Annotated in this window: 20 protein-coding genes; 7 read left to right on the top strand and 13 right to left on the bottom strand. The window is 51.3% G+C overall.

Annotation, left to right across the window (positions count from 1 at the left end):
- Positions 1–175: 175 nt before the first annotated feature.
- A complete protein-coding gene (locus Pla110_RS13700; RefSeq protein ID WP_144996313.1) occupies positions 176–1,087 on the bottom strand; it encodes a DUF6807 domain-containing protein in 912 nt (303 codons plus the stop codon).
- Positions 1,088–1,578: 491 nt separating this feature from the next.
- On the opposite strand from Pla110_RS13700, the gene Pla110_RS13695 reads away from it, so the two are divergent.
- A complete protein-coding gene (locus Pla110_RS13695; RefSeq protein WP_231742432.1) occupies positions 1,579–2,169 on the top strand; it encodes an ATP-dependent Clp protease proteolytic subunit in 591 nt (196 codons plus the stop codon).
- A 72-nt stretch (positions 2,170–2,241) separates the two neighbouring features.
- A complete protein-coding gene (locus tag Pla110_RS13690) occupies positions 2,242–3,120 on the top strand; it encodes a carbon-nitrogen hydrolase family protein (protein WP_144996311.1) in 879 nt (292 codons plus the stop codon).
- A 36-nt stretch (positions 3,121–3,156) separates the two neighbouring features.
- Here the strand turns inward: Pla110_RS13690 and Pla110_RS13685 are convergent, their stop codons facing one another.
- Positions 3,157–4,611: a sulfatase family protein gene (locus Pla110_RS13685; protein WP_144996310.1), complete on the bottom strand. Its 1,455-nt coding sequence runs from the start codon at positions 4,609–4,611 to the stop codon at positions 3,157–3,159.
- A gap of 221 nt (positions 4,612–4,832) precedes the next feature.
- Between Pla110_RS13685 and Pla110_RS22665 the strand changes: the two genes are divergently transcribed.
- Positions 4,833–5,003 carry a hypothetical protein gene (locus Pla110_RS22665; protein WP_197440194.1) on the top strand — a complete coding sequence of 57 codons (171 nt, stop codon included), beginning with the start codon at positions 4,833–4,835 and terminating at the stop codon, positions 5,001–5,003.
- 47 nt (positions 5,004–5,050) lie between these two features.
- Here the strand turns inward: Pla110_RS22665 and Pla110_RS13680 are convergent, their stop codons facing one another.
- From Pla110_RS13680 to rhaB, 4 genes are all read right to left on the bottom strand, one after another.
- Positions 5,051–6,604, bottom strand: coding sequence for an acyl CoA:acetate/3-ketoacid CoA transferase (locus tag Pla110_RS13680; RefSeq protein WP_144996309.1), 1,554 nt, complete (start codon positions 6,602–6,604; stop codon positions 5,051–5,053).
- A 148-nt stretch (positions 6,605–6,752) separates the two neighbouring features.
- On the bottom strand, positions 6,753–7,640 hold the full coding sequence (locus Pla110_RS13675) for a leucine-rich repeat domain-containing protein (protein WP_144996308.1): 888 nt from the start codon (positions 7,638–7,640) through the stop codon (positions 6,753–6,755).
- A gap of 158 nt (positions 7,641–7,798) precedes the next feature.
- Positions 7,799–8,989, bottom strand: coding sequence for a tRNA epoxyqueuosine(34) reductase QueG (gene queG / locus Pla110_RS13670; RefSeq protein ID WP_144996307.1), 1,191 nt, complete (start codon positions 8,987–8,989; stop codon positions 7,799–7,801).
- Complete coding sequence (gene rhaB / locus Pla110_RS13665; RefSeq protein ID WP_144996306.1) at positions 8,986–10,470, bottom strand: rhamnulokinase; 1,485 nt, start codon at positions 10,468–10,470, stop codon at positions 8,986–8,988. Before rhaB ends, queG begins: the two co-directional genes overlap by 4 nt.
- Before the next feature lie 740 nt (positions 10,471–11,210).
- On the opposite strand from rhaB, the gene Pla110_RS13660 reads away from it, so the two are divergent.
- Complete coding sequence (locus tag Pla110_RS13660; RefSeq protein ID WP_144996305.1) at positions 11,211–11,930, top strand: response regulator; 720 nt, start codon at positions 11,211–11,213, stop codon at positions 11,928–11,930.
- Positions 11,931–11,956: 26 nt separating this feature from the next.
- On the opposite strand, the gene Pla110_RS13655 is transcribed toward Pla110_RS13660, so the two are convergent.
- The 4 genes from Pla110_RS13655 to Pla110_RS13640 form a co-directional block, all read right to left on the bottom strand.
- Positions 11,957–13,555, bottom strand: a complete 1,599-nt coding sequence (locus tag Pla110_RS13655) for a PP2C family protein-serine/threonine phosphatase (RefSeq protein ID WP_144996304.1) — start codon at positions 13,553–13,555, stop codon at positions 11,957–11,959.
- Positions 13,556–13,813: 258 nt separating this feature from the next.
- Positions 13,814–15,469 carry a dicarboxylate/amino acid:cation symporter gene (locus tag Pla110_RS13650; RefSeq protein WP_144996303.1) on the bottom strand — a complete coding sequence of 552 codons (1,656 nt, stop codon included), beginning with the start codon at positions 15,467–15,469 and terminating at the stop codon, positions 13,814–13,816.
- 70 nt (positions 15,470–15,539) lie between these two features.
- Complete coding sequence (locus Pla110_RS13645; protein WP_197440193.1) at positions 15,540–16,739, bottom strand: Gfo/Idh/MocA family protein; 1,200 nt, start codon at positions 16,737–16,739, stop codon at positions 15,540–15,542.
- A 257-nt stretch (positions 16,740–16,996) separates the two neighbouring features.
- Positions 16,997–18,298 carry a phenylacetate--CoA ligase family protein gene (locus tag Pla110_RS13640; protein WP_144996302.1) on the bottom strand — a complete coding sequence of 434 codons (1,302 nt, stop codon included), beginning with the start codon at positions 18,296–18,298 and terminating at the stop codon, positions 16,997–16,999.
- A gap of 501 nt (positions 18,299–18,799) precedes the next feature.
- Here Pla110_RS13640 and Pla110_RS13635 point away from each other — a divergent pair.
- The 3 genes from Pla110_RS13635 to Pla110_RS13625 all read left to right on the top strand — a co-directional run bounded on the left by Pla110_RS13635 (position 18,800) and on the right by Pla110_RS13625 (position 23,195).
- The gene (locus Pla110_RS13635) at positions 18,800–19,318 is read left to right on the top strand and encodes a hypothetical protein (protein ID WP_144996301.1); all 519 of its coding nucleotides are present in this window, start codon (positions 18,800–18,802) and stop codon (positions 19,316–19,318) included.
- A 68-nt stretch (positions 19,319–19,386) separates the two neighbouring features.
- On the top strand, positions 19,387–21,303 hold the full coding sequence (locus Pla110_RS13630) for a DEAD/DEAH box helicase (protein ID WP_144996300.1): 1,917 nt from the start codon (positions 19,387–19,389) through the stop codon (positions 21,301–21,303).
- Positions 21,304–22,139: 836 nt separating this feature from the next.
- The gene (locus Pla110_RS13625; RefSeq protein ID WP_144996299.1) at positions 22,140–23,195 is read left to right on the top strand and encodes a dipeptidase; all 1,056 of its coding nucleotides are present in this window, start codon (positions 22,140–22,142) and stop codon (positions 23,193–23,195) included.
- A 47-nt stretch (positions 23,196–23,242) separates the two neighbouring features.
- Here Pla110_RS13625 and Pla110_RS13620 read toward each other — a convergent pair whose 3' ends face one another.
- The 3 genes from Pla110_RS13620 to glpK all read right to left on the bottom strand — a co-directional run bounded on the left by Pla110_RS13620 (position 23,243) and on the right by glpK (position 26,894).
- Positions 23,243–24,133, bottom strand: a complete 891-nt coding sequence (locus tag Pla110_RS13620) for a rhomboid family protein (RefSeq protein ID WP_197440192.1) — start codon at positions 24,131–24,133, stop codon at positions 23,243–23,245.
- A 214-nt stretch (positions 24,134–24,347) separates the two neighbouring features.
- Entirely contained in the window at positions 24,348–25,196 is an 849-nt protein-coding gene (locus Pla110_RS13615; RefSeq protein WP_144996297.1) for a segregation and condensation protein A, read from the bottom strand.
- Between the two features lie 210 nt (positions 25,197–25,406).
- Positions 25,407–26,894 (bottom strand): glycerol kinase GlpK, encoded by a 1,488-nt coding sequence (glpK, locus tag Pla110_RS13610; protein ID WP_144996296.1) that lies wholly within the window; start codon positions 26,892–26,894, stop codon positions 25,407–25,409.
- Positions 26,895–26,994: the final 100 nt, after the last annotated feature.

Below are 26,994 nucleotides of genomic sequence, written 5' to 3'. Positions count from 1 at the left end.
CGGCAGTTGAGTTCTGTCCCGTATCTGCAGAGGAACCGGGTGTTTTTCCTGCGTGAATCACCTTTTCTATACCTCAAACTCGCCTGGCGACTGAAAATGGTTTTTCGAATGGGGCGAAAATAAAGCCTGTCGGAAATTTCCAACAGGCTTTGAGTTATCTAGGTTCAGTCAGAATTCAGTCGGCCAGACCGAGATACTGACGATAAGCCTGTGAGACGTTGCCTTCGGTCGTGTCGCCGTTGTGAACGTACAATCCGTAACGAAGTCGAATCGAATTACCTTGCATCAAGGTGACCGGTGCGGCTGCATTGGCACCATCGGTGTAGATTCCCTCGCCAAAGGGATTGATGGTAAACAGGCCATAGTTGCGAACATGGTAGCGAGAAGGGCGGAAGTTATTCGGATGGTCGAACAGAGCGACTCCGACCGTTTTTCCTTCAACAGGTCCAAAATAGTCGACCCAGTCGGCTGTTTTGCCCCAGCAGTTGGCCGTTGTCTTGGCGCCCTGGGAGTTGATGACTTGTCCTTCTTCTTTTTCACGCATGCCGTCTCGCAGACGGATTCCAAACATTCCTTCCTTGGTGTCGGCGAATTCAACTTTTTCCACGACCGCTTTCAACGTCGTATCGTACGTGATCATGCGACTGTTGTAGATTTTGACATTGGTTTGTTCGACGAGCAAAGGTTTGCCATCTGTTCCCAACCAGTTGTTAGTCAAACGCAGCTGGGCGGGATTGCCTTCCGCGACAACGACTTCAACGCCGGCGTTTTGGATTTTTGCTTCTTCACCCCAGAAATTGAGGCCGTTGACTTCGTCCAGAGACAGCCAGATACCTTTGTGGTGTGGATGATCTTCGATGCCTTCCAGCGATCGGGTGATGATTTCTCCGTTGGGAGCATGAACAGGAGCGAAGAAAGGTTTCATGTATTCATCGCTGAATTGCAACACCGTGAATTCCTGGCCGCCAATATTGACCTGGATGGTGGAATCTTTTTTAAGCAGCTGCACAGTCGCGTCCGCAGCAGCCAGATTTTGCATTTCGGCGAGTCCGAAAAACGCCAGAGTACAGAAAACAAACCATTTCACGGTGGAAATCTCCTTTGCGAATTTTCACGTTTCCCAGTCAACGACGAGGTCGGTTGCGGGAATGAACTGAAGGTGCGTCGGGCCAGGTCGACTGGCGGTGGGAGACGCATTTGCGGGAATACTTATCTCACACGGATTTTGTAATCATCCGAAACAGGCCCTGAGTGCTGATTCGGGTTTCGGGTCATCGATCAACGGGAGTAGCTGCGTGGCGGCTTCTCCAAATTGATCAGATGTTCCATCTTCAACGCTAACAAGCATTTCGAGGCTGATGAAAGGCACCGGCAAATTGCGTTAAATGGGACGGAATGCCCGTTTTATCTATCGTACCGGGCAGCTTTGATTGCAGTCGAGTCTAAAGCTGGATAAAAGTGGAGAACTGGAGTGATAATACAGAACGGTGATCCTGGAAGAGGCTCGTTTGTTCTCCGTATCCAACGCAGAAACGACTTTCAATCAGTCGCACACAACCCGGAACAGGAAGAGACGACTTGAAACGCAAATTGCAGGCCTATCCCAGCCCTTTTTCGAAAAAACTTTCCAAGACCCCGTCACCCGATTGGGAGATCAGCATTCTGGGAGATCTGACCGACAAAGAAGGGGAACTGACGGAGAAACTGCTCGAAGTCCCCCGGCGAAGTCGTGGAGTGATTTATTTCGACTCTTGCGGCGGAAGTGTCTACGTCGGCCTTGCGTTGGCCACGCTCATTCGACTTCGCGGACTGGAAGCCACTGGCGTCGTGACCGGCGAGTGCTCCTCGGCAGCGCTGTTACCTTTCTCCGCCTGTGTGAAGCGATTTGTGACTGCACAGTCGACCTTACTGTTCCATCCCATGCGCTGGCGTAGCGACGAAGATTGCCGATTGGAAGAAGCCGCCGAGTGGACGCGGCATTTCAAACTGTTAGAAGAACAGGTCGACCAACTGCTCTCACAGTTTCTGGAACTCCCAGCGGAAAAACTGAATGAATGGAGTCGTCCGGGTAAATTTGTCTCCGGAGTTGAATTTGCCGCCGAAGGTCTGGCGACCCAGATCGATCTGTTTTCAGGTGATCTCTGGACTCAAATTACAACGAATTCGTAAACGGCTTGTAATAGTTACACTGATCGTCGGGATGAATTATTCGGCTGATCGATAAATCAGAGGACTGAATTGATGCGGGAACAGGTACAGGTCGCTGCTGTTGCGGTGGATACGAAACCGAACGATTACCAGGGGAACCTGGAGCGAATCGACCGTTGGCTGAAACAAACCAAACAAGCGGGAGCGGAACTGGTCCTGTTCCAAGAACTCTCGTTGACCGGGTTCATTCCCAATCATCCCACGGGCGACCATGAAGCGTGGTTACGGCAAGCACTGTCTATCGCTCGACAATCGGCGATCAGTGTCCCTGGCCCTGCGGTTCACCAACTCGTCGATATGGCGAAAACGCATGACCTTTGGTTTTCTGTCGGATTACTGGAAGATGCCGGCAACCTGATGTTCAACAGCCAGATTCTGGTTGGACCGGACGGGCTGTGCGGCAAATGGCGTAAGATGCATATTCCCATGTTTGAAACACCGTTCTACAACGGTGGAGAAGGGCCGACGGTCGTTCAGACAGAACTCGGCCGGATAGGCTGTAATATCTGTTTTGACACCCTGCTCCCCGAATCGACTCGCTTACTGGCCGTTCAGAATGTAGAGATCGTCCTATTCCCCTTCGCGGCCGATCCTCCCCCGCGTACTCCTGCGGGATGGGAAGCTTGGGCGTCGACAGCCCTGGCGGCCCGTTGTGCCGAGAACGGTGTCTTTGGTGTGGCCTGTAACTATGTCGGAGAAGTGACCTGTGCGGGAGTCTCGCAAAACTTTCCGGGAGGGGGGCTGATCGTGGGGCCTCGTGGTGAGAAGCTGGCGACTTGGACCCAACCGGGTGACGAACCAGGACTGCTAAGCTACAAACTTCAACGAGATGATCTTATTCAGGCGCGTGCGGAACCCGAGTACCTCTTCCGTTTCCGCCGCCCCGAGCTGTATGGTCCGTTGAGCGAATAGCACGCGATACTTATCTGTTCATACGAAACCAAGGGCCTAAGTTCTCCGGTCTTTCGGTCGCCGTTCGGCCGGATCAGGGCGTGCAGAATCGTTCGAACTGAATGTGTCAAACGGATCTTGATGTTGCTTGATCCAAGCATCCAACTGGGCGGACAGTTCCTGTTTTACTTCGCTGTAGTCTCCATCATTTGCCAGATTCACTATCTCATGCGGATCCTGTTCCAAGTCGTACAGTTCTTCGCCATGTTCAATGTAGCGATTGTATTTGTACTTCTTCGTTCTCACCATGCGAATAGGGTTCACCCAGTTCTGCTTCCCATAGTATTGACTGATCACTGCTTCCCGGTTAGGCATCTTTCCGGAGCCTGTTAAAAATGGTTTGAGCGACTGGCCATCACATTCGGGCACGGAGGCACCTGCGAAATCGAGGAGAGTGGGAACGACATCGGTCAGAATCATAAAGTCGTCGCTGGTTTGAGGCTGCTCGGTTGAACGATGCTGTTCCGGAATCGAGGCAATGAATGGGACCCGAACCATCTGGTCGTACATGAAAGGGCCCTTGTAGATGAGACGATGGTGCGTATCCATGTCGCCATGATCCGAGGTAAAGAACCGGCAGGTGGATGAAGTCAGCTTGAATTGATCCAACGCACTCAGAACTTGGCCCAACTGAGTATCGACTAGTTGGACGACGTCACGATAGTAGGCGTGATATTCTTCCCAATACTTCTGATCCCGTTCGAACAGATTCCAACCCTGATTATGCGTCATGAATCTTTTCTGTACGCTCGGTTTGGTCGACAGATCGTCCTCATACCATGACTTCGGCAAGGAAATCGGTAAGTCATCAACCTTGCTTTTGTCAGGTTGATAATGATAGATGTCATGGGGGTTCACATACATCAAAAAGAGGGCGAACGGTTTTTCGCTGTTTTGTTTTCTCTTCAGGTAGTCGATTCCGAGTTCCGTAATCTTCGGGTCCGACTTATCTATGACGCGTTCATCCCATCCTGCATTGCCAGTGGGATTATCGCCCAGGTGCCATTTACCGAAATAGGCTGTGTCATAACCTGCTTCCTGGAGATGAGCACCAATCGTTTTCTGGGAGAGCGGGTTTCCAGCTGCGGCGTCCATATTATTGTAAACGCCGGTAGCGCTGGGGTAGAACCCCGTGAGCAACGAGGAACGACTGGCGGAACATTGCGGCGTCGTGCAGTAGGTCTCGTTGAACCGGGTGCCTTCCTCGGCCAGTTGGTCCATCGCCGGTGTCTTAAAGAAGGTGTCCACGCAACCGAGCGCTTCCCAATGTTGCTGATCAGTACAGACAAAAAGCAGGTTGGGCTGTTTCTCCGGGACGGTCTCGGCAGCCTGTAGCAATTTTGAGCCGGTCAGCAGGGTGGCGACTGCTCCGGCAGAGACCTGTTTTACAAATTGACGGCGGGAAGCCTTGGATGTATTGGCAGGATCATTCATGGCGTCGTTTCTGCTCATTCCATTTCCGGGAGACGGGTAAACTGGTTCGGTTCTATAAAGGGTAACCTCTATCCGCAGCGGGCTGAAGGAAAATAAAGCCTCGTTGAAAATCAAATTTGGCAAAGTCCACTTTGTGAGCTATATCCAGAGAGTGGGAAATTTTCTTACCACGCGCCGATCTGATTCTTCTGATCCGACTCGGCCTTTTGCTGTGAGTTCCAACTTCGAGGTCGTCATCTATGTGGTCCACTATCGCTGAAACGTTCACTTACTACGGTGACTATTACTACGACATGGTCATGTACCAGTGGAAGCACCTGACTCCGGTAAAATACACCATCGCGCTGTTTGCGATCTTGGTCTTCGGTTGGTTACTGATGAAAAGCGGCATGCGGAAACCAGGATCCTAAGTTTCACCAACGGCACGCCATCAGCTGTCATGTTAACAGGTCTACCGTTAGCATCGGCAGCCAATGTTCATCTTGCCCGGAGCGAAAATGATCTCTGGCATAATTTGATAATCATCAATAATCGGTTTGAAATCCATTCGTGCCAGAATGTCCCGTACCAGATCAATTCCGGGAGCGATTTCCACGAGCCGCAATCCTTTGAGTGTTAATTCGAAGATCGCCCGCTCGGTCAGATACCAGACTTGTTGGTTTTGCTGGAGAGCGTACTCACTGCTGAAGGAAATCTGCTGCACTTCCTGCCGGAACTTTCGAGTGATTCCTTCTTTGCGAATGTGGATCGATTTTTCGCCGATTTCGACTTCCAGACCACCGGCAGTGAACGTTCCGCAGAACAAAACTTTTCTTGCGTTCTGACTGATATTCACGAATCCACCGACGCCCGGCAGGCGGTCGCCAAAGCGACTCACATTCACATTTCCCCGAGCATCAATCTCGGCGGCGCCTAGACAGGCCGCATCGAGGCCGCCCCCATCGTAGAAGTCGAACTGGCTGGCGGAATCGATCATGGCGAGCGGGTAATACGAAGCTCCAAAATCGAGTCCACCCGCGGGGGTGCCACCGATCAATCCTGATTCAATCGTCTGGAGTAAGTCTTCTTCGAGCCCTTCCTCCTGGGCGACCCGGGCAATTCCCTCCGGTAAACCGATACCCAGATTGATCACCCGTTCTTTTCGTACTTCCAGAAACGCGCGGCGTGCAATCAACTTACGGGGACAGAGAGGAAGAGGATCCAGATGATGTATTTTGTCTGTGTGCGTGGTACCGCTGAAGGCGGGGTTGAACTCTGTTGCGAACGTCTGATGATGATGTTCCGCTGGCGATACGACAACGGCATCGACGAGATGGCAGGGAACCACAACGTCCCGTGCTTCGGCTCGTTCTTCGGATAGGCGTTCTACCTGGCAGATGACTTTACCGCCACTGTTATGGGCGGCGTGTGCGGCGGCGAGAACTTCTCCCATCATCGCTTCGCGTTCCATGGTGATATTCCCGAGGGGATCGGCAGTCGTTCCGCGAATCAAGGCGACATGGATGGGGAACGCTTTATAAAACAACCAATCGCGATCCACGAGATTAATCTTTTCAACCAGAGGTTCAGAGGTGATTTGATTCATCCGCCCTCCCGTTTGATCGGGATCGATGAATGTATCCAGCCCGACATGGGTGATTGTGCCTGGTTTGCCGGCGGCGATGTCGCGGAGCAGATGGATGAGGACTCCTTGCGGGAAATTGTAGGCTTCGATCTTATTCTGAAGCGCTAATTCACCCATTCGTGGGACTAGCCCCCAATGTCCACCAATCACTCGCTTCACCAGGCCTTCGTGGCCGAAATGGTTGATGCCTCGTGTCCGGCCATCCCCTTGACCCGCGCCATACATCAGAGTGAGATCACGAGGTTCGCCTTCGTTGAGAAAGCGTTGTTCGATAGAAATGGCGATAGCTTCGGGAAAGGCGATGCCGACGAAGCCAGCGGTAACCACTGTTTGCCCCGATAGGACAAGTTCTGCGGCTGCCTCCAGGGAGACCACATTACGGCGCATGAGTGAGCGATTCTCTTACGGAATGAGGGGACTGAGGAATGATGATCAGGGACAGGTATCGAGAAGCACCACTGTACCATTCCCAATAAAAAGGTCACGTCCGAAAGTTGAGGGACGTGACCTGTAGAATGTTTTGCGCTGTCTAGCTTTAGTCACGTTCCAGATCGACGCGGACATGGATCGCTTTCAGGCGTTCGATGAGCGCTGTTTGTGCTTCTTCGGAAAGGGGATTCCCTTTCAAATACAAACGCCAGTAGGGAGCGAATCGTTTGGGACCGTTGGCATCGGCTTCGGCCATTTCAACAAGAGGAGTAATGTCTCCGATGCTGTTGTGCTGCAGCATGGTGTATCGAAGTTCGGTCATTGCCTTGAGTGCTGAAACATCTTCGATCTGGTTGTTGGCCAGACCCAGCGAATTCAAACCGGTGACCCCGGCGAGCGGAGTAAGATCCTTAACCTGGTTCTGGTCCAGTTGCAGCGAACTCAGTTTCGTCAACTTCGTCAGAGGAGCGATATCAGTGACTTCATTCTTTTCGAGCATTAATGCCGAGAGTTTGACCAGTTCTTCCAACCCGGTCAAAGCGGTGACCTTGTTCTCGGTCAGCTTCAGGTACTGCATTTTTTTCAGACCGGCCAGCGGTTTCAGATCGACAACCTGATTTTTGGAGAGGTCCAACCACTGCAGGTTCGTTAAGGTCGCCAAAGCGGTGATGTCGACGATTGTGTTTTCGTGAATGTCCAGCTTGGCCAGATTCGTACATTTTTCCAAGCCAGCCAGATTGGCGATCTCACTACTATAAGCATCCAGAATGTAGACATTCTTGAGGTCGGCTTCCGTTAGAGCAGGATCGCTTTCCTGCTTGCGTAATTCTTTCCGGATTATCTGATTCAGATTCTGATCGACGATGATCGGCGGAGGCGTTTCTTTTTTCTCTTCAGCTGGTTTCTCTTCCTGAGCATAGGCCCAGCTACCAGTAAACAACTGGGAAATAATCAACAGGGAAAAAATCAATAGCGAGCGGTGCAGCGCGAACATGGAATAACCTCACAGGAAGTACAACAGGTGTGTCTCGATGCGTCAGATGAGAATTACTGACGAACTTTACAGGTGGGATAACAGACTGCGAACAGGACTCGATGGACCTGTCGGTCGTCTGTATGGGGAACTTCAGTGTACCCCGTCGAGAAGACGGTTCACAAGTCCGAAGTCGAATTCGAACCGGGAATTGCGTCGTCCTTCTGTGGCCGGGGCAAACGGCGGATTGCCTCCTCGATTTCACTCCGTACTTCCTGATTCTCCTCCACTTCACACTGCTCCTGGAGGGCTTGCCGAGCTTCCGTACCCCCCAATTCCCCCAACGCCCAGGCAGCGGCGGTCCGGATAACCGGAGTCTCTTCGTTATGAAGGGCCTTAGACAGGACGGGAACCACATGCGGGTCGCCGCTATTTCCCAATACAATGGCCGCATTCCTCAGCAGTCCGGCCCGGCCTGGTCGTAATAGTGGGCTGGTCTTTAATTTCGCCTTCAAATCCGATTCGCTGAGTTCAAACAACTCCGTGGCGGAGATCGGATTCAGATCGATTCGAGGTTGGACTTCCGTATTCGTCGATATCGGGCTCTTGTTATTCCACGGACAGACATCCTGACAGAGGTCGCAACCAAACAGCCAGTCGCCCATGGGTGCTCGAAATTCCGTGGGAATCGAGTCTTTAAGTTCGATCGTCAAATATGAGATACATTTGCGGGCATCGAGTTCTCCCGGTTCGGTGAAGGCATCGGTGGGACAAACATCGAGGCAGCGAGTGCAGGTTCCGCAGTGATCGGTTTCGTGAGGTTTATCGTACGCCAACTCCTGATCGACAAGGACAACACCGAGTAGTAACCAACTCCCTTTTCGTTTGTTAATTAACATTGTGTTTTTACCGAACCAGCCGAGGCCAGCGAGTCGGGCGAAATCTCGTTCCAGCAAAGGGGCGGTATCGACGGCACAGCGGGTCCGTGCTTCTGGCAACGTGTTACGGATCTGCTCCGCCAGTTGTTGAAGTCTGTCACGCAAATAATCGTGATAATCGATCCCGCTCCAGGCGTAACGTGCAACTCGACCTTCTGTCGGTTCCGTTGGAACTGGTTCCTGAGAACGATAATTCCAGGCACAGACCACAAGGCTGCGTGTTTGTTGTTGCACAAAGCTGGGGTCGGAATAAGCTTCGCGACGACGTTCGATGTACCCCATCTCGCCGGCGTACCCTTTATCGAGCCAATCGAGGAGGTGTGAGTATCCACTGGGTTGGACAGCAGGAGCGATTCCCACCAGTTCGAAACCGATCTGGAGAGCGGACTGTTTTATCTGGTCGCTCGCTTCTGTCCGACTCAGATTGGTCACGCTGATAATTCCAGGAAGCGGCTGTAAATTTCATTCCAGGCGGTTTGATCTTCGGGTTCGAACTCGCTGAGTGACTCGGAGTTTTGGACGATTTCCCGAATATCACTCAGGGAATCGACTTCGCCCAGGGCGCGTGCCTGGAGCAGAATGTTTCCGAGGGCAGTTGCTTCCACCGGACCCGCGACGACTGGAACACCGCACGCATTCGCCGTCATCTGGTTCAGTAATGTATTCTGGCAACCACCACCCACAATATGAATGACCTCTACTTTTTCACCGGAGAGTTCCTGAAGTCCTTCGAGAACCATGCGGTACTTTAAGGCGAGACTTTCCATGGCACAGCGAATGAATTCACCCTCTGTTTCCGGAACTGGCTGGCTGGTCTCTTTGCAGGAGTTTCTAATCTCCGTCACCATGTCGGTTGGTTTCAGGAAACGGTGATCGTCGGGGTTCACCAGTGACCGAAACGGCTTGGCATCGCGAGCCAGATTCATTAGGGAACCGTATCCAAGTGAATTTCCTTTCCGTTCGAAGCTCCGTTTGCACTCTTGGATTAACCAGAGCCCCATGATGTTTTTCAATAAACGATAGGTGCCGTCGACCCCTCCTTCATTGGTGACATTCTGGGCGAGAGCGGCTTCGGTGAGGATCGCTTCGGGAAGTTCCAATCCCATCAAAGACCAGGTTCCCGAACTGATATAAGCCCAGTTGGCTTTGCCCGTATGTCGAGTGGGAACGGCGGCAACTGCGGCTCCCGTGTCGTGGGTTGCGGGCGCGATGACTTCGATGCGGGAGAGGCCGGTCGAATTCGCGACGGATTCACGCAATTTCCCTAATCGCGTTCCGGGTTGGACGACTTGTGGGAAAATCTCGGTTGGAAGGCCGAAACGGGTCAGCAGATTATCGGCCCAGTTCTTGCGAGTGGCATGGAGGCATTGGGTGGTCGTCGCGTTGGTGAACTCAACGACTTTACTACCGCTCATGCAGAAGTGGAGGAAGTCGGGCATCATCAGGAAGTGAGCCGCTTCTTTCAGAAGTCCAGGTTCGGCCTGTTTGAAGGCTAGCAATTGATAGAGTGTGTTGAACTCCATGAACTGGAGGCCAGTCTGCGCATAAATCTCGGAACGGGGAACAGTAGAAAAGGCTCCCTGCATGACCCCTTCATTTCGTGAATCGCGGTAGTGATATGGCTGACCGACGATCTCTTCGTTTTTAGTCAGCAGCACATAATCGACGCCCCAGGTATCGACGCCAACAGAGGCGATATCTTTCCCACATTCCGAAGCGGCGAGTCGAAGTCCGTTCTGGATTTCACTCCACAGCCCCAGCACATTCCAACGAAGGGTCGATCCGAGATTGACGGGACCATTCGGAAATCGGTGGAGAGGGTTTAACGAAATACGTTTTCCGTCGAATTGCCCCGCGATTACGCGGCCACTTTCGGCCCCCAGGTCGACTCCTAAAAAGTATTGAAGCGCCATATTTACTAGTCGTTCGGATTAGGTCGGTTTAAAGGATTAGTCAGAAGGATCAGCCAACGAAGTTTGACTGGTCCCGTCGCCGGGTGATCCCCGCCGAACAAAGTAAAGCAGTATACCGATTGGGAGTGGAAATCACCATTCTGAGATGAATAGGGGCATATAAAGGTCTCTCGCAGGAATTGCAACCTAACGGACCGCACGAGGCTTACTGAGTTGTGAAGTGCATGGATGGTGCCCATATTGAACCAATTTTAACGGTGGTGCTTTTCGCACGGGTCAGGGATATCTCCGACCGCAACTCTTCGCATACGAAGAAAATCGGCAAAGTTTTCATCTCTTCCCCGTTTTCTCCATCCTATATTTGAGCATACCTGTCTAACAGACCCAATTTTCCTAATTCCGGCTTTACTAAAGCGATGTTTGGAGAAGGGTCCGACCTCCAATTATTAATCTATCACGTATTGGGTTTTCGAATGTCGATTTTAGAAGCACTGCCTCAACTCAAAGAGCCAGAAATCAGCCGCCATTCATCGTGTCTTGATGAAGAACTGGAATTGTGTGGCAGCATTCGGCTGTCCAGTCGAACACAGGAATTGTTGTCGACTTTAAACAGTTCGTTCGACTTTCTTAATGAAGTTGAACGGGTGTCTTAATATAAAGGCACCAGGAGTTCCGGGAAGAATTGGAGTTTTTCCCGTCGCAGTTTTTTTCTGATTTGTCAAATCGAAGCGACAATCCCCATGCAGCCGATTGCCAAACGTCATAAAGTTCTCATCATCGATGATGACCCGCTCTTCAGGAGTTTGTTGGTCTCATTGTTGCGCACCGATTATCTCGTCTCTGTGGCGAGTGATGGCGCGGATGGCTTTTATAAGGCGGTCGAATATCCGCCCGATATCGCGATCGTCGATATCCAAATGCCTCAGTGGGATGGAATCAAGACGCTCAAAGCGTTTCGCAGCCATGCCTCTTTACAGTACACGAGCGTTATTATGCTGACGTCCGACGCCAGTCGCGAAACCGTGCTTTCTGCGATCAAAGAAGGTGCGAACGACTACGTCATCAAAACCAGTTTCAGCAAAGAAGAGCTGAAGCAAAAGGTAAATCGTCTGGTTACTCGTCGCGAACGAGAACGCCTCGGTTTGCCTCGATTCACCGATTCAAATCAGGATGAAACCTCCTCAGCACCTGTGATGGAACGCGCTCAACCGAGTCGTATCAGTGCATCGCCTGTCGTTCGTGAAATGCAGGTCAAGGCACAACCGATCGCAGTCGCCCCCGCCTCAGCGGAGCAGAGACCTCATTCACCACCAGTGGCGGAACGTATTGATACAGCTATCATGAATACGGCTATCATGAATACGGCTATCATGAATACGGCTATCATGAATACGGCCGTCGTGAATATGGAGGAAGAGCATAACGGCGATCTGCAGGAAATCATCGACGACTGGGAATAAGCTTCGCTTACGATGGTCGTTCGTGTTTACTCGCTGTCGGATAGCATTCTCAGAATCACCAGTGTGCGGTCATCCGGTTCGTCCGCTCCCTGGCTGTGTCCTTCCATATTCGCCCAGATTTCTTCAAAGACTTCCTGGGCAGTACCGAGAAGACAGCCTTTGAGACCACGAACGATTCCCTCGGAATGAAATAACTTTTTTCGATCATTCATCGCTTCGCTGATGCCGTCACTGTAGAAGACAAGAAGGCTCTGCGGACGAAGGCTAAGTTCAGAGTAGTCATACTCAGCATCTTCCATCACTCCCAGCAGAACTCCATGCGACTGTAACGCTTCTACTTCACAATCGCGTGAATAAAATGGCGTGGGATGTCCCGCGTTGGAATATCGAAAGCAATTCTCAGAAGTATCGAGAATTCCAATAAGCATGCTCATGAACTGATGGGAGGGTGTCAGTTCACACAACACGTTATTGACTCGATACATAATCGCAGCCGGGTCCATTAGCTCTTCAATGGGAGAACTGGCAAGAGAACGCAGCGCACCTCGGACGGTCGACATGATCATCGCGGCGGGAACACTGTCACCCGAGGCATCTCCGACAGCAATCAAAGTGTGATGCTCGTCTAGAGCGATCAATTCGAAGACGTCGCCGCCGAGTTCAAAACGACTTGTGCATATTCCGGCAGCTTCCCAGAGGCCGTTCTCCGGTTGATACTGAACAATCTGTTCCGGTTGACAGGCGGAAGCTTGAATCAGGTCATGCTGCATGCGACGCTGGACGGCGCTCTCTTTCATGAGCACCACCTTCTCCAGCATTTGTGCGATCTGAGTTGAGATTGATTGCAGCACGTGGATTTCGCGTTCCGTTGGAACTTTGTCGCGACGATCCCAGAACCAGACAGTCCCCAGCGGTCCCGTCTCCGATTTCACAACCAGACCGAATCCGACGGCCGCATCATGCGGAAGAGACTCTTCATACTCGCTCTCCTGATTGCGCCGCACCAGAAGGGAACCCTGGGAGAAGATTTCCACATCGGCGGAGTCGACAGTTAATTCCCGCTGAGTCTGAGGAATTCTAAAACTCGCCCGAGACGTACGCACGCGAAGTTTGAGGCAGCTGTTTTCAGGTTCAAGTAAATAGAACCCGGCCTCTTTGTAACCGGATAGTTCAATGGCAACATCGAGAATGCTGCTTAGTCGGTCGATCAGATTCATTTCCGTAGAGCAGGTGAAATCGAGCGACACGAGCGTCGACAGTTCCTGAGCGTAGGTGACCGAAAGCCGCTGACGAACGGAGCAGGCGCTGAGTAGCTTGCTGGTCAGTTCGACCATTTCACGCATGGTTTGGAAAGAACATTCTGGCGGATCGATGTCGGGTAAATCGACGCGAAGATGTCCTACACGAGTTTCACCGTCGTTGACTTCCGTCACCCAGCAATGTTCCTGAACGGGAGCCTGAGGCTCTTTTTCAGTTGAATTCTGTTGAGAGGGCACAAAGTGCACCGGCCATCCAGTGATCTTTCGCAATTCGCTGCAATTGGATTGGATCCAGGCGAGAAAGTCAGGGTCGAGCCACTGACGTTGAGGTACAGAAGCTGTGCTAATTTTTAATCCATGATTCATAATGATGGTGCCCTGCGAACGATTGATCCGGAACGGATGCGTAAAGGCGAGCGAAAACTGTACAAGTTTCGCGGGCAAAGATAGCGCGCGAAGAAGTTGCGAGTTCCTTACGGAATGACCGCGGTACAGATTCGATATCGACTCGTTGCCGTAGGAAGGCGAGTCTGGACAAACATCGCGTCGGGGATATCGCGAGTCCCTGCGAGTTAAGCTCTACAAGTGGTACAGCTTAAACGGAGACTTTTCCCAACCCGCAAATTAACCTTCACCAGCGATGAGAACCTCATCGGTAGAACCGGTAGTTCCGGATTCAAAGCGGTCGATCACGGCACAACCACAGGAGTCGCTCCAGACATTAACTGTCGTGCGGCACATGTCGAGAACGCGGTCGACGGCAATGATGATTCCCTGTGCTTCCAGCGGTAAACCGACTGCCTGCAACACAATTGCCATCATCACAAGTCCCGCATGTGGGATTCCCGCTGCTCCCACACTGGCGAGCAGGGCGGTCACTGCCACCAGAATCTGATCCATGATTATCAGATCAATTCCGGGCGTCGCCTGTGCGATAAAGAGAACAGCCACTGCCTCATACAGGGCGGTTCCATCCATGTTGATCGTGGCTCCCAAAGGAAGTACGAATGAACTGACCTTGTTTGAGACTTTGCCCCGTTGTTCCACGCTGGTGATCGTTAACGGAAGGGTGGCATTAGAAGAGGCAGTAGAGAAGGCCGTCATCAGGGCAGGGCTCATTGCTTTCGCAAAGGCGAGCGGAGAGGTCTTTGCCACGAATTTGAGAATCAGGGGAAGAACCACAGCGGCGTGAAACAGCAATGCCATAAAGACAGCCAGCATATACCAGCTTAACGTGATAAAGATATCCAGGCCTTGTGTGGCCGTGGCGTAATACATGAAGGCGAGCACTCCAAGTGGGGCCAGATGAATGATCCCCATGGTCATTCGCATCATCACTTCAAAGCCAGAATTTGCCATTTTTGTGATGAACTCGGCTGTTTTTCCACCCGCATAGATTGTGAAGATACCAAACAGAATACTGAAGAAAATGATGGATAGAAAATCGGCATTCGCCAGGGCTTCTACGATGTTGGTCGGAATCAATTTATCCACAAGACCCAGGAAAACACCCGCCAGCGATTCGTTTTCTCCGGCGACAATTTCACCACCTCCGGGCAAAATCGCTCCTACTCCTGGTTGAATCAGATTAACCATGATCAATCCGGTGGTGATCGCCAGTACTGAAGTACAGAGGTAATACAATAAAGTACGACCGAACATGCGGCCGAATTGTGAACTCGAACCGAGACCAGTAATCCCCGAAATTAATGAGGTTACAATCAGTGGAATGGTTACCATTTTGAGCAGCGACAGGAAAATATCACCAAGGGCTTTCGCCCCCAACACGAGGATGTGTCGCCAGTCCTGACTCTGTTCATCGTAGAAACTGACCCAGGCGGGATGTTCCTTTATTAAAGTATCACGGGAAGCCGCCTTGATGGAAGAGATCGCCTGTTTGCCCTCTTGCTCTCGCACGTAACGGATAGTGATGCTGTTCCGTTCCGAAATCAGTTGAACGGAAGGATCCGAGATCGTGTACGTGTATTCGGATTGTCCGGGAGCCGCTTTGATGACTTCCGCTACAGCGTCGAATCGGCGTTCCAACTCTCCCATCTGTTTGTCCGGATCATCCGGTGTCGCTTTGATCGTCGTTTGAAAGTAAGTTTTTCCTCCGTCACCAGTTTCAGAGAGGACAAAGTCACCGTTCTCGATTTGAACTGTTCCGACAATATTCTGCGGCGTCACCACGGGTGGTTTGAAGGCGATACCCAGAAGTGAGCCAACGATCAGTGCGATTAAAATTTGATAATGCAGCGGAAGATTCAATAACGATTTCATAGGGTTCGCACACGATCAAGATAAGAGGGGAAGCGGAGAGGACGCCAGTACCTTTTGTGTAAGCAATCCCTTATCGACGGGCAGCAGGATGCTTCATTGGCAACCAGGCACCATTCTCGGATGAGCTGGCAACACACTGCTGGATGAAGTACATCCCTTCGACGCCATCGTACACGTTTGGATAAATGGTCTCTTTTTTCTCGAACGATTCGCCAGTTGCGCGGGCAACCATTGCATCGTATGCCGAACGATAGACATTACCGAAGGCTTCAAAGAAAGCTTCCGGGTGACCTGCAGGCAAGCGACAGGCGGCGGCCCCCATACCATTCATAAAGGAAGCATTCGGATCACGAGTGTATATTTTGTGAGGCTCGCCATTACAACGAACGATCATCTGATTCGGTTCTTCTTGTCGCCACTGAATGGCTCCTTTAGTCCCGTCGATTTCGATGAACAGATCATTTTCACGACCATGGGAAATCTGACTGGCTGTGACAGTTCCCAGTGCTCCGTTTTCAAAACGGACGACCGCATGGCCGTAGTCGTCGAGTTGACGACCGGGGACGAAGACCTTCAAGTTGCAGGAAATCTCTTCCGGTAACAGGCCAGTCATATAACGACCCAGGTTGTAAGCGTGGGTCGCAATGTCACCAAAGGCACCTGCGGCTCCCGATTTCTTCGGGTCAGTTCGCCAGGCAGCCTGTTTCTGGTCCTCTTCTTCGAGGCGGCTTCGCAGCCAGCCTTGGATGTAGTTCGAGCGAATCGCCTGAATCTCACCGAGTTCACCCGAGAGAATCATCTCACGCGCCTGACGGACGAGAGGGTAACCAGTGTAGTTGTGCGAGACCGCAAAAACGACGCCAGAAGCTTCCACTGTTTTGAGCAGGTCTTCCGCCTGATCCAGGTCAAATGTCATCGGTTTGTCACAGATGACATTGAATCCCGCTTCTACGGCTTTTTTTGCAAGTTCGAAGTGGGTGAAGTTGGGAGTGGCGACGGAGACAAAATCGACTCGTTCCCCTTCGGGAAGTTTACTTTCCTTGGCGATCAACTCGTCGATAGAAGTATACGCGCGATTTTCTTTGATGTCGTAAGAAGGAGCCGACGCTTTGGCTCTCTCCGGATTGGAAGACAGTGCCCCCGCGACCAGAGCAGCCCGGTTATCAAGGACAGCCGCAGTCGCATGGACGCGGCCAATAAAGGACCCTGCACCACCACCGATCAGAGCCATATTCAATTTACGATTTAACTTGCCGTTCGTTGTGTCCATGGATTGTATTCCTTCTTATGATTTCTCTGACTCGTATTTTCTTTGAATCAGAGTTGCGATTCGCTGGAGTGGATTACCAGGTGTAGGATTTCTACTTATAGAACTGCTTGGTGAAGATGGGGAAGTCCGCTTTTCATCAGCAAGGATACCGGTCCCCTGTATACAATACAACCAATTGCAACTTCCAATATAAGTCATCAGTTGACTCTGGAGCGATGTTCCACAGGAAGCATCAATCAGAGGGGTACAGCATCATCTTACTCTGTTTCTCTCACCAATCTTCTCCCCTTCATTTCAAATCGGGGGAGTGACTCAGGAGTGGCGAGAACCAGTTCGGGAGAGAAGTTCAAGCGAAGTCGTAGTGCCTCCGACATCGTCGACTTGATGTGTTCTTGCTCTTTTGTACTCAGGTTAGGTTTTAATTCGGCTTCGATTTTCAGATGGCCCATGGATTTGACTGTAATTAATACCAGTCTGTATTCCACAAGATCAGCGAACTCTCGCAGGATCGCTTCAACTGCCGAGGGATAAAAGTTATTGCCGCGGATCGTAATCATGTCGTCCGTACGGCCCTGAATCCCCTGCTTTAGACGCATGAGAGATCGACCGTGAGGATGGGCATTCGTCTCGACTTCGACGATATCCCCCGTTCGATACCGAATGAGTGGGGAACCGTAACGGCCCAGATTTGTAATGATCAATTCGCCCGGTTTACCCGGTGGCACAGGCTCAAGCGTTTGGGGATCGAGGATCTCGACAATGCATTCGGTTTCGAGCATCGTGAGTGTATCAGGGCAGTCTGCTTCTTCGACGGCGAGTGCACCGATTTCAGTCATGCCCCAATGGTCGAAGACCCGCGCGTTCCAACCCTCGGTCAGCCGCTCTCGAATCGCAGGAATACAACCCCCCGGTTCTCCGGCGACAATGAGACCACGCACGGCAGAGTTTTTGATATCAATACCTTCCGCTTCGGCGATTTCAATTAACCGCATTCCATAGGTCGGTGTGCAGCAGATTAAAGTTGCTTCATGCTCAAGCATCATTCGCAAACGAGCTTCGCTGCTGATGCCCCCTCCCGAGATGCAGAGGTTACCGAATCGATTCGCACCATCGAATGCAGCCCAGAACCCGAGGAAGGGCCCGAAGGAAAACGGGAAGTAAAATCGGTCTTCGTCTCTTAAGCCAATCAGTTCAAAAATCTGTGCCCAACATTGCATCAACCAGTTCCAGCTGTCGGGGGTATCCAACCAGCGCATTGGTTTCCCCGTCGTCCCCGATGTTTGATGTAGCCGGGAATACTTTTCAATGGGGTAGGTCAGGTTCGATCCATACGGACCGTTGTCTAACTGGTCGGCCACGAGTTCCTGTTTGGTCGTCAGCGGAAAACTCTTGAGATCCTCCAGTGTCTGGAATTGCTCTGGTTTCCAACCCGCCTCGATGATTTTCTTTAGCCAGAACGAGTTGCCCGGCAAGACGCTGTCCAGCAACTTGCGAAATCGCTCTATCTGATGAGAGGTCAGTTCGTCGCGGTTCGCGTTTAATAAGGGGAAGTCTGGCATCAATGGAACTCATTGGTGGAGTTAAACTGGAAACGGACGGGACGAATCAGGAAGGAAAATCATCAGATAAGCTTGTTTTGATTCAATGGCTTTATCTTAAAAGTAAACGGCTGCCCATTTTTAAAAAGGGAACCATCATAATGGCTGCAAAGTTTTCCTGTTTTACGCAGATTCACAGCAAACAGGTTTACAAATGCGTAGCAGTTCCACCATTGATAATGCAGCTCAACCTATTGTCCTAAAATGACTTATAGATTCAACCCTGAACGGGAACTGGTCAAGAATTACTGTTGTAAGCGTCAAGGAAACTTAAACAACAGTATTCAAGTTACGGGTTCTGAAGGTCGATGAGACCAGAGCATAAAGGCAATTTCGGATAGACCACGATGATGGATCGGATTAGGTCTGGTCGATACCACTATTGTCTCGTGCAAAAACCTGAATGATGAACTGATATGAATGACAAGTAGCCTGCGGGCTGCACGGATAAGGAAAAATTGCATGCCGGCGGGTGGTACGAAAAAGCAACTTCATCTTGGATTCCTGTCAGCAGTCGAAGTTAAAGACCGCGGATATGTGGGTGGACTGCTGGTGACGAATCATTTTGGACGTCCACTGGAATTTCAGTGTACTGCTCCCGTTCGCCCGAACCACACCCAGGAAGTACTCTTCGGACCGACTCTGGTTCCTTACCTGTATAACGAGTTGATTGGAAAAACGTTAATTGAGAAAATCGGCGTCAAACCGGATTTGGTGCTGACAGACGACGAACGCGTGCTGGGACTTCGCGATCATGTCGATCGGCCAATTGGGTTTTTGCAGGAAGAGGCAAACGCAGGGCCAGATAGTTTGCCATTAGGACTTCAGAAAATCAGTTTCCACGAACGGCACCCCACTGACCGTGATGTCCTGTATGAACTGGGGAACCTGGTTTCGCACGAGACCGATTTATTTGAACCTTTTGAGCGGGTAAAACAGGCATTGCAGGAAGCTCTGCAACAAGTGAAACAGCGTGCCTGAGTCACACATCGAGCCGCCTGACGTATTGATCTGCCTACAAGTCAGCATCTGATGCCAGAAAAAATCCGATGACCGAACAGCCTGCCACACAATCCTTCCCTACGATTTCGACGACCAGTCCCGGTCTCTCGACAGTCCCTGCCTCAAGTGTCGACTCCGAAGCCAATCGTGATCTGCGAGCCAGACTTGCGGAAACGTTTCCTGCGCCTGCGGTGCAGTTGTCCGAGTTGGAAATGCCGGTGGATATCTTTCTCTCCGGGATCAACGGCGCTTTGACGCGTCAGCCACGAATGGAAATCATTTCGGCGGACCTGGTGACAAATGTCGAAGTGAACAGCCGGTGGAAACCTCATGTTCCCAAACTACCGACTTTCAAGCTGGTTTTTCCTGAGGGAATCGAATTCGTCCCTGCCAAACCAGAGTCGGAATCGAAAGATAAAGGGAGACTGCGGTCGCTCAAAGCTCCCGAGGAGATTGCTGCAGGAGCCGATCAAAAGAAGAAGCAGACTCGACTGAAACCACCGTCCGACGCGTTATCGATTCAGGATCGGTTGTTCTATCTATTACAGCCTCCCATCGAAAACTGGCTCAATGGTCAAGAGCTGGTGATGCCGTTCGAGCCGTTCGATTATCAGTACGAAGGAATCGCCTGGCTCTTCTCACGGAAGTCTGCTTTGCTCGCGGATGAGATGGGCCTTGGAAAAACGATGCAGACGATCACAGCAATGCGTTTGCTCCTGCGAAGCGGACAGATCAGCAAGGTGCTGCTTATTTGTCCCAAGCCACTGATTCCGAACTGGCAACGAGAGTTCGCAACTTGGGCGGAAGAACTGCCGATTACCACCGTCATGGGCGAGACTGCCCGCAGACGAATGATCTGGGAGATGGACAAACCGGGAATTTATCTAGCCAATTATGAGGCGATGGCGCGCGATTTTGAAGAGATGGAAGAAGAAGGCGTCTCCCCTAAATTTGACCTACTCGTGCTGGATGAAGCGCAGCGAATTAAAAACAGAGAGTCCCGAACAGCTGTCGTAGCCCGATCTGTAAATCGTAAACGGAGTTGGGCTTTAACAGGTACCCCCATTGAAAACCGGGCGGAAGAGTTGGCTTCCCTGTTCGAATTCATGGAAGTCATTCCGCCACGCGGAACACCCGATATTCGGCAACTTTCCAAGTTATCGGATGAGTATATCCTGCGACGATGTAAAGACCTTGTTCTGGATATGCCTCCCCGACTTGATCGACCTGCCTGGTTGGACCTGGAAGGGGCTCAGCTGCACGCCTATAAAGTCGCTGAAAAAGAAGGCATTGTTCAATTGAACGATCTGGGTGATTCAATCACGGTGCAGCATGTTTTTGAACTAGTGCTCCGATTGAAACAAATAGCCAACTTCGATCCTGTCACTAACGAGAGTGCGAAACTGGACCGTCTGAAAGCGGACATGGAAGAGATCGCCGCGAGTGGAGGTAAAGCGATTCTATTCAGCCAATGGACAAAAACGCTTGACTGGATTGCAGACCGTACCCAGGAATTCAACCCGCTGATTTATCATGGGGGAGTTCCGACGAAAAAGCGGGAACCGATTCTGGCAAAGTTCAAAGAGGATCCTGATGCTCATCTTATCCTGATGAGTTACGGAACGGGAGCAGTGGGGCTGAACTTACAGTTCGCGGGTTACGTCTTCCTGTATGACCGCTGGTGGAATCCGGCGATTGAGGACCAGGCCATCAATAGGGCTCACAGAATCGGACAGAAGAACCCCGTCGTCGTGACCAAGTTTGTTTGCAATAACACGATTGAAGAAAAGATCGATCGGACGTTGCAGGAGAAACGCGACCTCTTCATTTCCATCCTGGGAGCAGAGGGGAACACCGAATCATCAATGGGGCTGAACGCGGGCGAAATCTTCGACCTGTTTGATCTCAAAGCTCGAGACGGAGACACGACTCGAGAAATCGGTCCTGAATCTGCCGCCGCTTGATTGGGGCCGCTTCCGTATTCTCGTGAGCCTATGAATGTCATTCCGTTGAGAGAATGGATCCCCATTGAGAAATCACGAAATACGGGGCCACGGCTAGCTCGTCTAGCCGTGCGATTATACATGAAGGTTACGCCTGCTGCTCTAAGCCACAACTTCAAGCCACGTCGTCATACTGGTTTGAACGATTAAAAATTCCCCGTTCAACATCCAGAGGAAAGAGAACCCACAGCGGCCCGGTTAGACGAGCTAACCGGGGCACCCGAGACGAGGTTGATTAGACAAATAGCCGAGTGCCTTTGCTCGTGCACCAATGAATGTCTTCCCGTTGAGAGAATGCATTCCCGTTGAGAAATCATAAAATACGGGTGACACGGCTAGCTCGTCTAGCAGTGCGATTATACATAAAGGTTACGCCTGCTGCTCTAAGCCACAACTTCAAGCCACGTCGCCATACTGGTTTGAACGATAAAAGATTCCCCGCTCAACATCCTGAGGAAAGAAAGCCCACAGCGGCCCGGTTAGACGAGCTAACCGGGGCACCCAAGACGAGGTTAGTCAGAAAATTAGCCGACCTGGAAACACAACTAGCGTCACGTGATTTCTGGTTAGACATACAAAAATGCCCCGTCCCCGATGATTTCTGAAGGTTGGAGCTGACTCCAAGATGTTGTTCCACTCAAATAATGAGAGATGTCTGTCCAGACTCGATTGAAAAATGAGGCATTCAATTCTCTGGACGGTGGATCGCTTGTCAAAACGGATCGGACCCTGCATGATGGGTTCTCATTAGGATCGTCGCTCCCGTACTTTCTTCTATCATAATAGAAAATCATTGCATGTTGATCTTTGATGCTCACCTGGATATGGCCTGGAACGCGGTTGAATGGAACCGCGATTTAATGTTGTCTGTGCAGGAACTGCGCCAGTTTGAGGCTCAGTTCAAAGACATCGTTCCAGGCGAACCGACGATCACCTGGCCCGCACTTAAGGAAGCTGGAGTCGGACTGACGATCTCAACCTTGCTTCCACGGCTTCATCGTAAGGATGGCGCTCTGTCACATTACCAGAGTCGCGAAGCGGCCTACGGCGCGGCGATGGGACAGCTTGCCTACTATCGTGCGATGGAAAAACGGGGAGTCATCCGCGAGATTCCGGATGCGGCGACATTGAAAAGACACGTCGAAGAATGGGAAGCTGGCCCGACGGAATCAACTCCCGTCGGATTCATTCTCAGCATGGAAGGCAGCCCCCCCATCCTCTACCCGGAACAGATTCATGAATGGTACGCCGAAGGGCTCCGTCTGTTAGGGCCCGGGCACTACGGTGAGGCTCCTTATTGTTTCGGAACAGGTTCGGAAGGGGGACTGAAGCCGGGCGGAAAAGAGTTGCTTCAGGCGATGAACGAATGCGGTATGTTGCTGGATACGACGCACCTCGCCGATCAATCCTTCTGGGAAGCGCTCGACGTTTATGAAGGCCCGCTCATCGCCAGCCATCAAAACTCGCGTACTCTCGTGCCTCGCGATCGTCAGTTCACGGACGAGCAATTCAAAGCCGTTGCCGAACGGGGTGGTATGATTGGGGCGGCGATGGACAACTGGATGTTGCACACCGACTGGAAAATCGGTGTCTCCGAACCTTCCATGGTGACGATGGAAAACGTCGCTGACCATATCGACTACGTCTGCCAGTTACTTGGCACGACTAAACATTCCGGTTTGGGAACCGATCTTGATGGGGGCTTCGGTAAAGAACAATGCCCCTCCGATCTGGACACAATCCACGACTTGGGCAATATGGCCGCTATCCTCGAAAAACGAGGTTACTCAAAAGAGGACATCGATGGCATCATGTATCGGAACTTCACGGATTTCTTCCTGAAGAATCTGTAAATCGGAAGAGGTCAGTTTGTTTTAAAGAACAAACTGGATCGCCAATGTCATTGCTGTAATGTCTCTTCAATGTCTGGATCGATTTTATGGGCTTGCTCTGAATCAGCTTCAGCTTTTTCGTATTGGCCCAAGGCGAGATAAGCATCGCTGCGATTGATATGCGCCCAGGCATTATCCGGTTCTAACTCGATGAGCTCACTATAGCATTCGATAGCCCGCTCATAGTCCTCCGCCACATGTGCCTGATAAGCTTCGGATTTCATTGAAGATGCATTTATTGTGCGCCAAAAGAGCGGGACCATTGAAAAAAGACCGAGAGCGATAATTCCGGTGAGCTGGAGCGACCTCTTAAACTTCAGCACGAAGAATCCAGCGATAGCACCTCCGAACAGGAAACCGGATACGTGTGCAACGTTGCCAATGTTGTAAAGATTCAGATAGGTGACGAAGATACAGCCAATCATAAAAGAGACGAATAATCTAATGATACTGGGTGTTAAAACTTCCTTGAAAGTGGGGTAGTGATGTCGGGTGGGCCACATGAATCCGAACATTGCATAACCGACTCCGGAGAAACCAATTCCAGTTTCGCCCGAACCGGTCATCTGCAACGAAGTGCTGATCCAAGCGGCGGCGAGATAGAAACCGAGAAAGGGAAGAGACCCTATGACCAACTCCATGCGGCTGCCCAGGACCCAGAGCCAGTAAATATTGAAAGCAAAATGCCAGAGGGCAAAATGGATGAAGGTTGAGGTGATTAGTACCCAGAATTCTCCATTCCAGAAGACGTTCATTGAAAGCAATCCTGCATCAACAAGAGCCTGCCATTTCTCCATTTCTGTTTTGGGAAAGAGACTGAAAAAACATAGACTGCAAATGGCACATGCCAGGGCTGTAACCCATGGGCGTTTTTTCTTATCTTCAGTAGCTGTCTCCATTGTAGCTGATTCTGAAGAGGGGGTTTGCTGGCTGTTCATCTTCACTCCACTCGTGCAAGTATTTATTATGAAGAGAACAGATGTTACTCCAAAACAAAGTTCTCAAAATAATAATCTCGGGAGATGTAGAAAATATAACCGAAAATAGGCATAATTCTCAGGGCATGTGATTTAAGGGCATCTTGAAAGTGCTTGCTGGACTCTCAACACCACTTCATGCGGCCGTATCGTCGGCTTCGTCGTCGTCTGATATTTCGTTGTCGGTCTCTTCTTTGGCCACCGGTTCCTCGAAGCTCGATTCGAGAGGAGCATCCAGAACTGCAGAACCTTCCAGCGGAGGAAGAATTGTAATATCACCGTATTCCAGAGATTGCCGAGCACGAAACTGATGATGTCGAAGTAGTTCCAGAATCGCGAGAAAGATCCCCGTGATGCGGGAGCGGTCTTTGATTCCTTCGAAGAAGTCGCTGAACTTCATTTCGCCCGCTTCAATGACCTGATCGCGGATGCGTTGCATGAAGACAGAGATCGGCGTGTCGTCGTATTTGATCTTTCCCTTGGTGTCGACCTGTTTAACCCGGAGCAGACGTGACAGCGCGGAGACCAAATCCCACAGTTCGACTTCTTTAATCAGGTCATCGGAAGGTTTGCGGCCTCGGCGGGGGCGTTCGCTATGGAGACGGGAATACCGTTCCTGCCAGATGGCGGCCTTTTCCTGGAGCAGCTGGGAAGCATCTTTGAACCGTTTGTATTCCAGGAGTCGCGCGACTAGAGCGCTGCTCATTTCGTGTTCGAGCTCTGTTTCCTCTTCTTCCACCTCTTCTTCCGGGCGGGGGAGGACCTGTCGACTTTTGAGCTCGATGATCGTGCTGGCCGTGACCAGAAATTCACCGATTTCGTCGATGTCAATCATGATCAGGACTTCGAGATACTCAAGGAACTGGTTGGTGATGGCCGCGATGGGCAATTCGAGAATATCGACCTCATTTCGGCGCACGAGATAGAGCAGCAGCTCCAGTGGCCCGCTGTAGAGGTCCAGTTTAACTCGATATCCAGCTTCCAAAACGGGCGATCCTTCGCTCACGTATTGAGGGTGCAACTGTTTGTGAAATAAGAGGTTATGTTGCTTCTCTTTGTACGCCCGAATCTCAGGATACAGGCGGTAGAGAGCGCAATGGTAGCGGGCGGGATTCTATCAGGAAAATCTGATTATGCCCATCCCGACCTGCCACCGTAGCGGTTCCGAGAGAAATCGAACCATAGATCGCTGGTTTTAGGTGGCGGAGAGTGTCCTCCGGACGGCCTCTTTCCAACCTGAATACAATTTATCCCGGTTGTCCTCTGTCATGCTCGGTACGAACTCTTTGTCGAGAGCCCAGCTGGAAGCGATGGTGTCCATATCTTTCCATACACCTGTTGCCAAGCCGGCGAGGAAAGCGGCCCCAAGAGCAGTCGATTCCAGGATCTGAGGTCGTTCCACGGAAACGCCTAAGATGTCTGCCTGGAACTGCATCAGCATATCGTTGGCACAGGCTCCTCCATCGACTTTCAGGAACTTGAGATCGATGCCGCTGTCACTGGTCATGGCAGTGAGGACGTCGGCAGTTTGATAGGCCATTGACTCCAATGCGGCACGGGCCAGATGTGAGCGATTGGTGCCTCGGGTGATTCCGGTGATGGTTCCGCGGGCATCCTGATCCCAGTACGGCGCCCCCAAACCGACGAAGGCGGGGACAAGATAGACCCCCCCGGTATCCTTGGCCTCTGCCGCCAGTTTTTCGATCTCGGCTGAGTCAGTGAAGAATTGCATTTCATCGCGAAGCCATTGAACAACGGCGCCCGCAATGAAGATGGAGCCTTCCAGGCAGTAGGTTACCTTATCGCCCAGTTGCCATGCGACCGTGGTTAACAGACCATTGTTTGATTTCACTGGTTCAGAGCCAGTATTGAGCAACATAAAGCAACCGGTGCCGTAGGTGTTCTTGGCAGTTCCTTTTTCAAAACAACACTGCCCGAATGTCGCCCCTTGTTGGTCACCCACCATGGCCGCTACTGGAATCGACTTACCAAACAGCTGCGAATTCGTATCTCCGTAGACGAAACTGGTCGGTTGCACTTCCGGAAGAATTTCTCGGGGAATATTTAAAATCTTGAGGAGTTCTTCATCCCAGTCGAGGGTATGGATGTTGAACAACATGGTGCGACAGGCGTTGGTCGGGTCTGTGACATGCAGTTTTCCTCCTGAGAGGTTCCAAAGCAGAAAGGTATCGATCGTCCCGCATAGGACTTCCCCTTTGTTTGCCCGTTCACGTAAACCGGGAACCTTGTCTAGGATGTATTGTATTTTGGTGCCTGAGAAATAGGCATCGATAATCAATCCTGTTTTCTGCTGAACCAAATCCGTGAGCCCGTCCGCCTTCAGGCGATCACAGATCGACGACGTGATCCGGCTTTGCCAGACAATCGCGTTGTGAACAGGCTGTCCTGTTTTTTTATCCCAGATGACGACCGTCTCGCGCTGATTGGTGATTCCAATTCCGGCAATATCTTCTGGGGCGAGCTTGGACTGCTGCAGTACTTCCTGCGCCGCGGCAAGTTGCGTCCCCCAGATCTCCAGAGGATCATGTTCGACATGACCTGGCGACGGATAGATTTGCTTAAATTCCCGTTGAGCCTTGGCGATGGCGTTGCATTCGCCATCGAAAATAATCGCCCGACTCGAGGTCGTCCCCTGGTCGAGGGCAAGTATGTGATCCGCCATGTGAGTATCCTTCCGGCGCTGGTCGGTTGAAGTGAATCTTATTACGGAGTGGGAATCAGGTATGCCCTCTGTTTCTCAGCTTAGAGCAACCTGGGCAGGC

Origin of the sequence: Polystyrenella longa, from assembly GCF_007750395.1 — a bacterium.
In the GTDB taxonomy this organism is placed as follows: domain Bacteria; phylum Planctomycetota; class Planctomycetia; order Planctomycetales; family Planctomycetaceae; genus Polystyrenella; species Polystyrenella longa.
The sequence above is the reverse complement of the archived record's forward strand: the minus strand, read 5'-3'. Positions and strand labels throughout refer to the sequence as shown.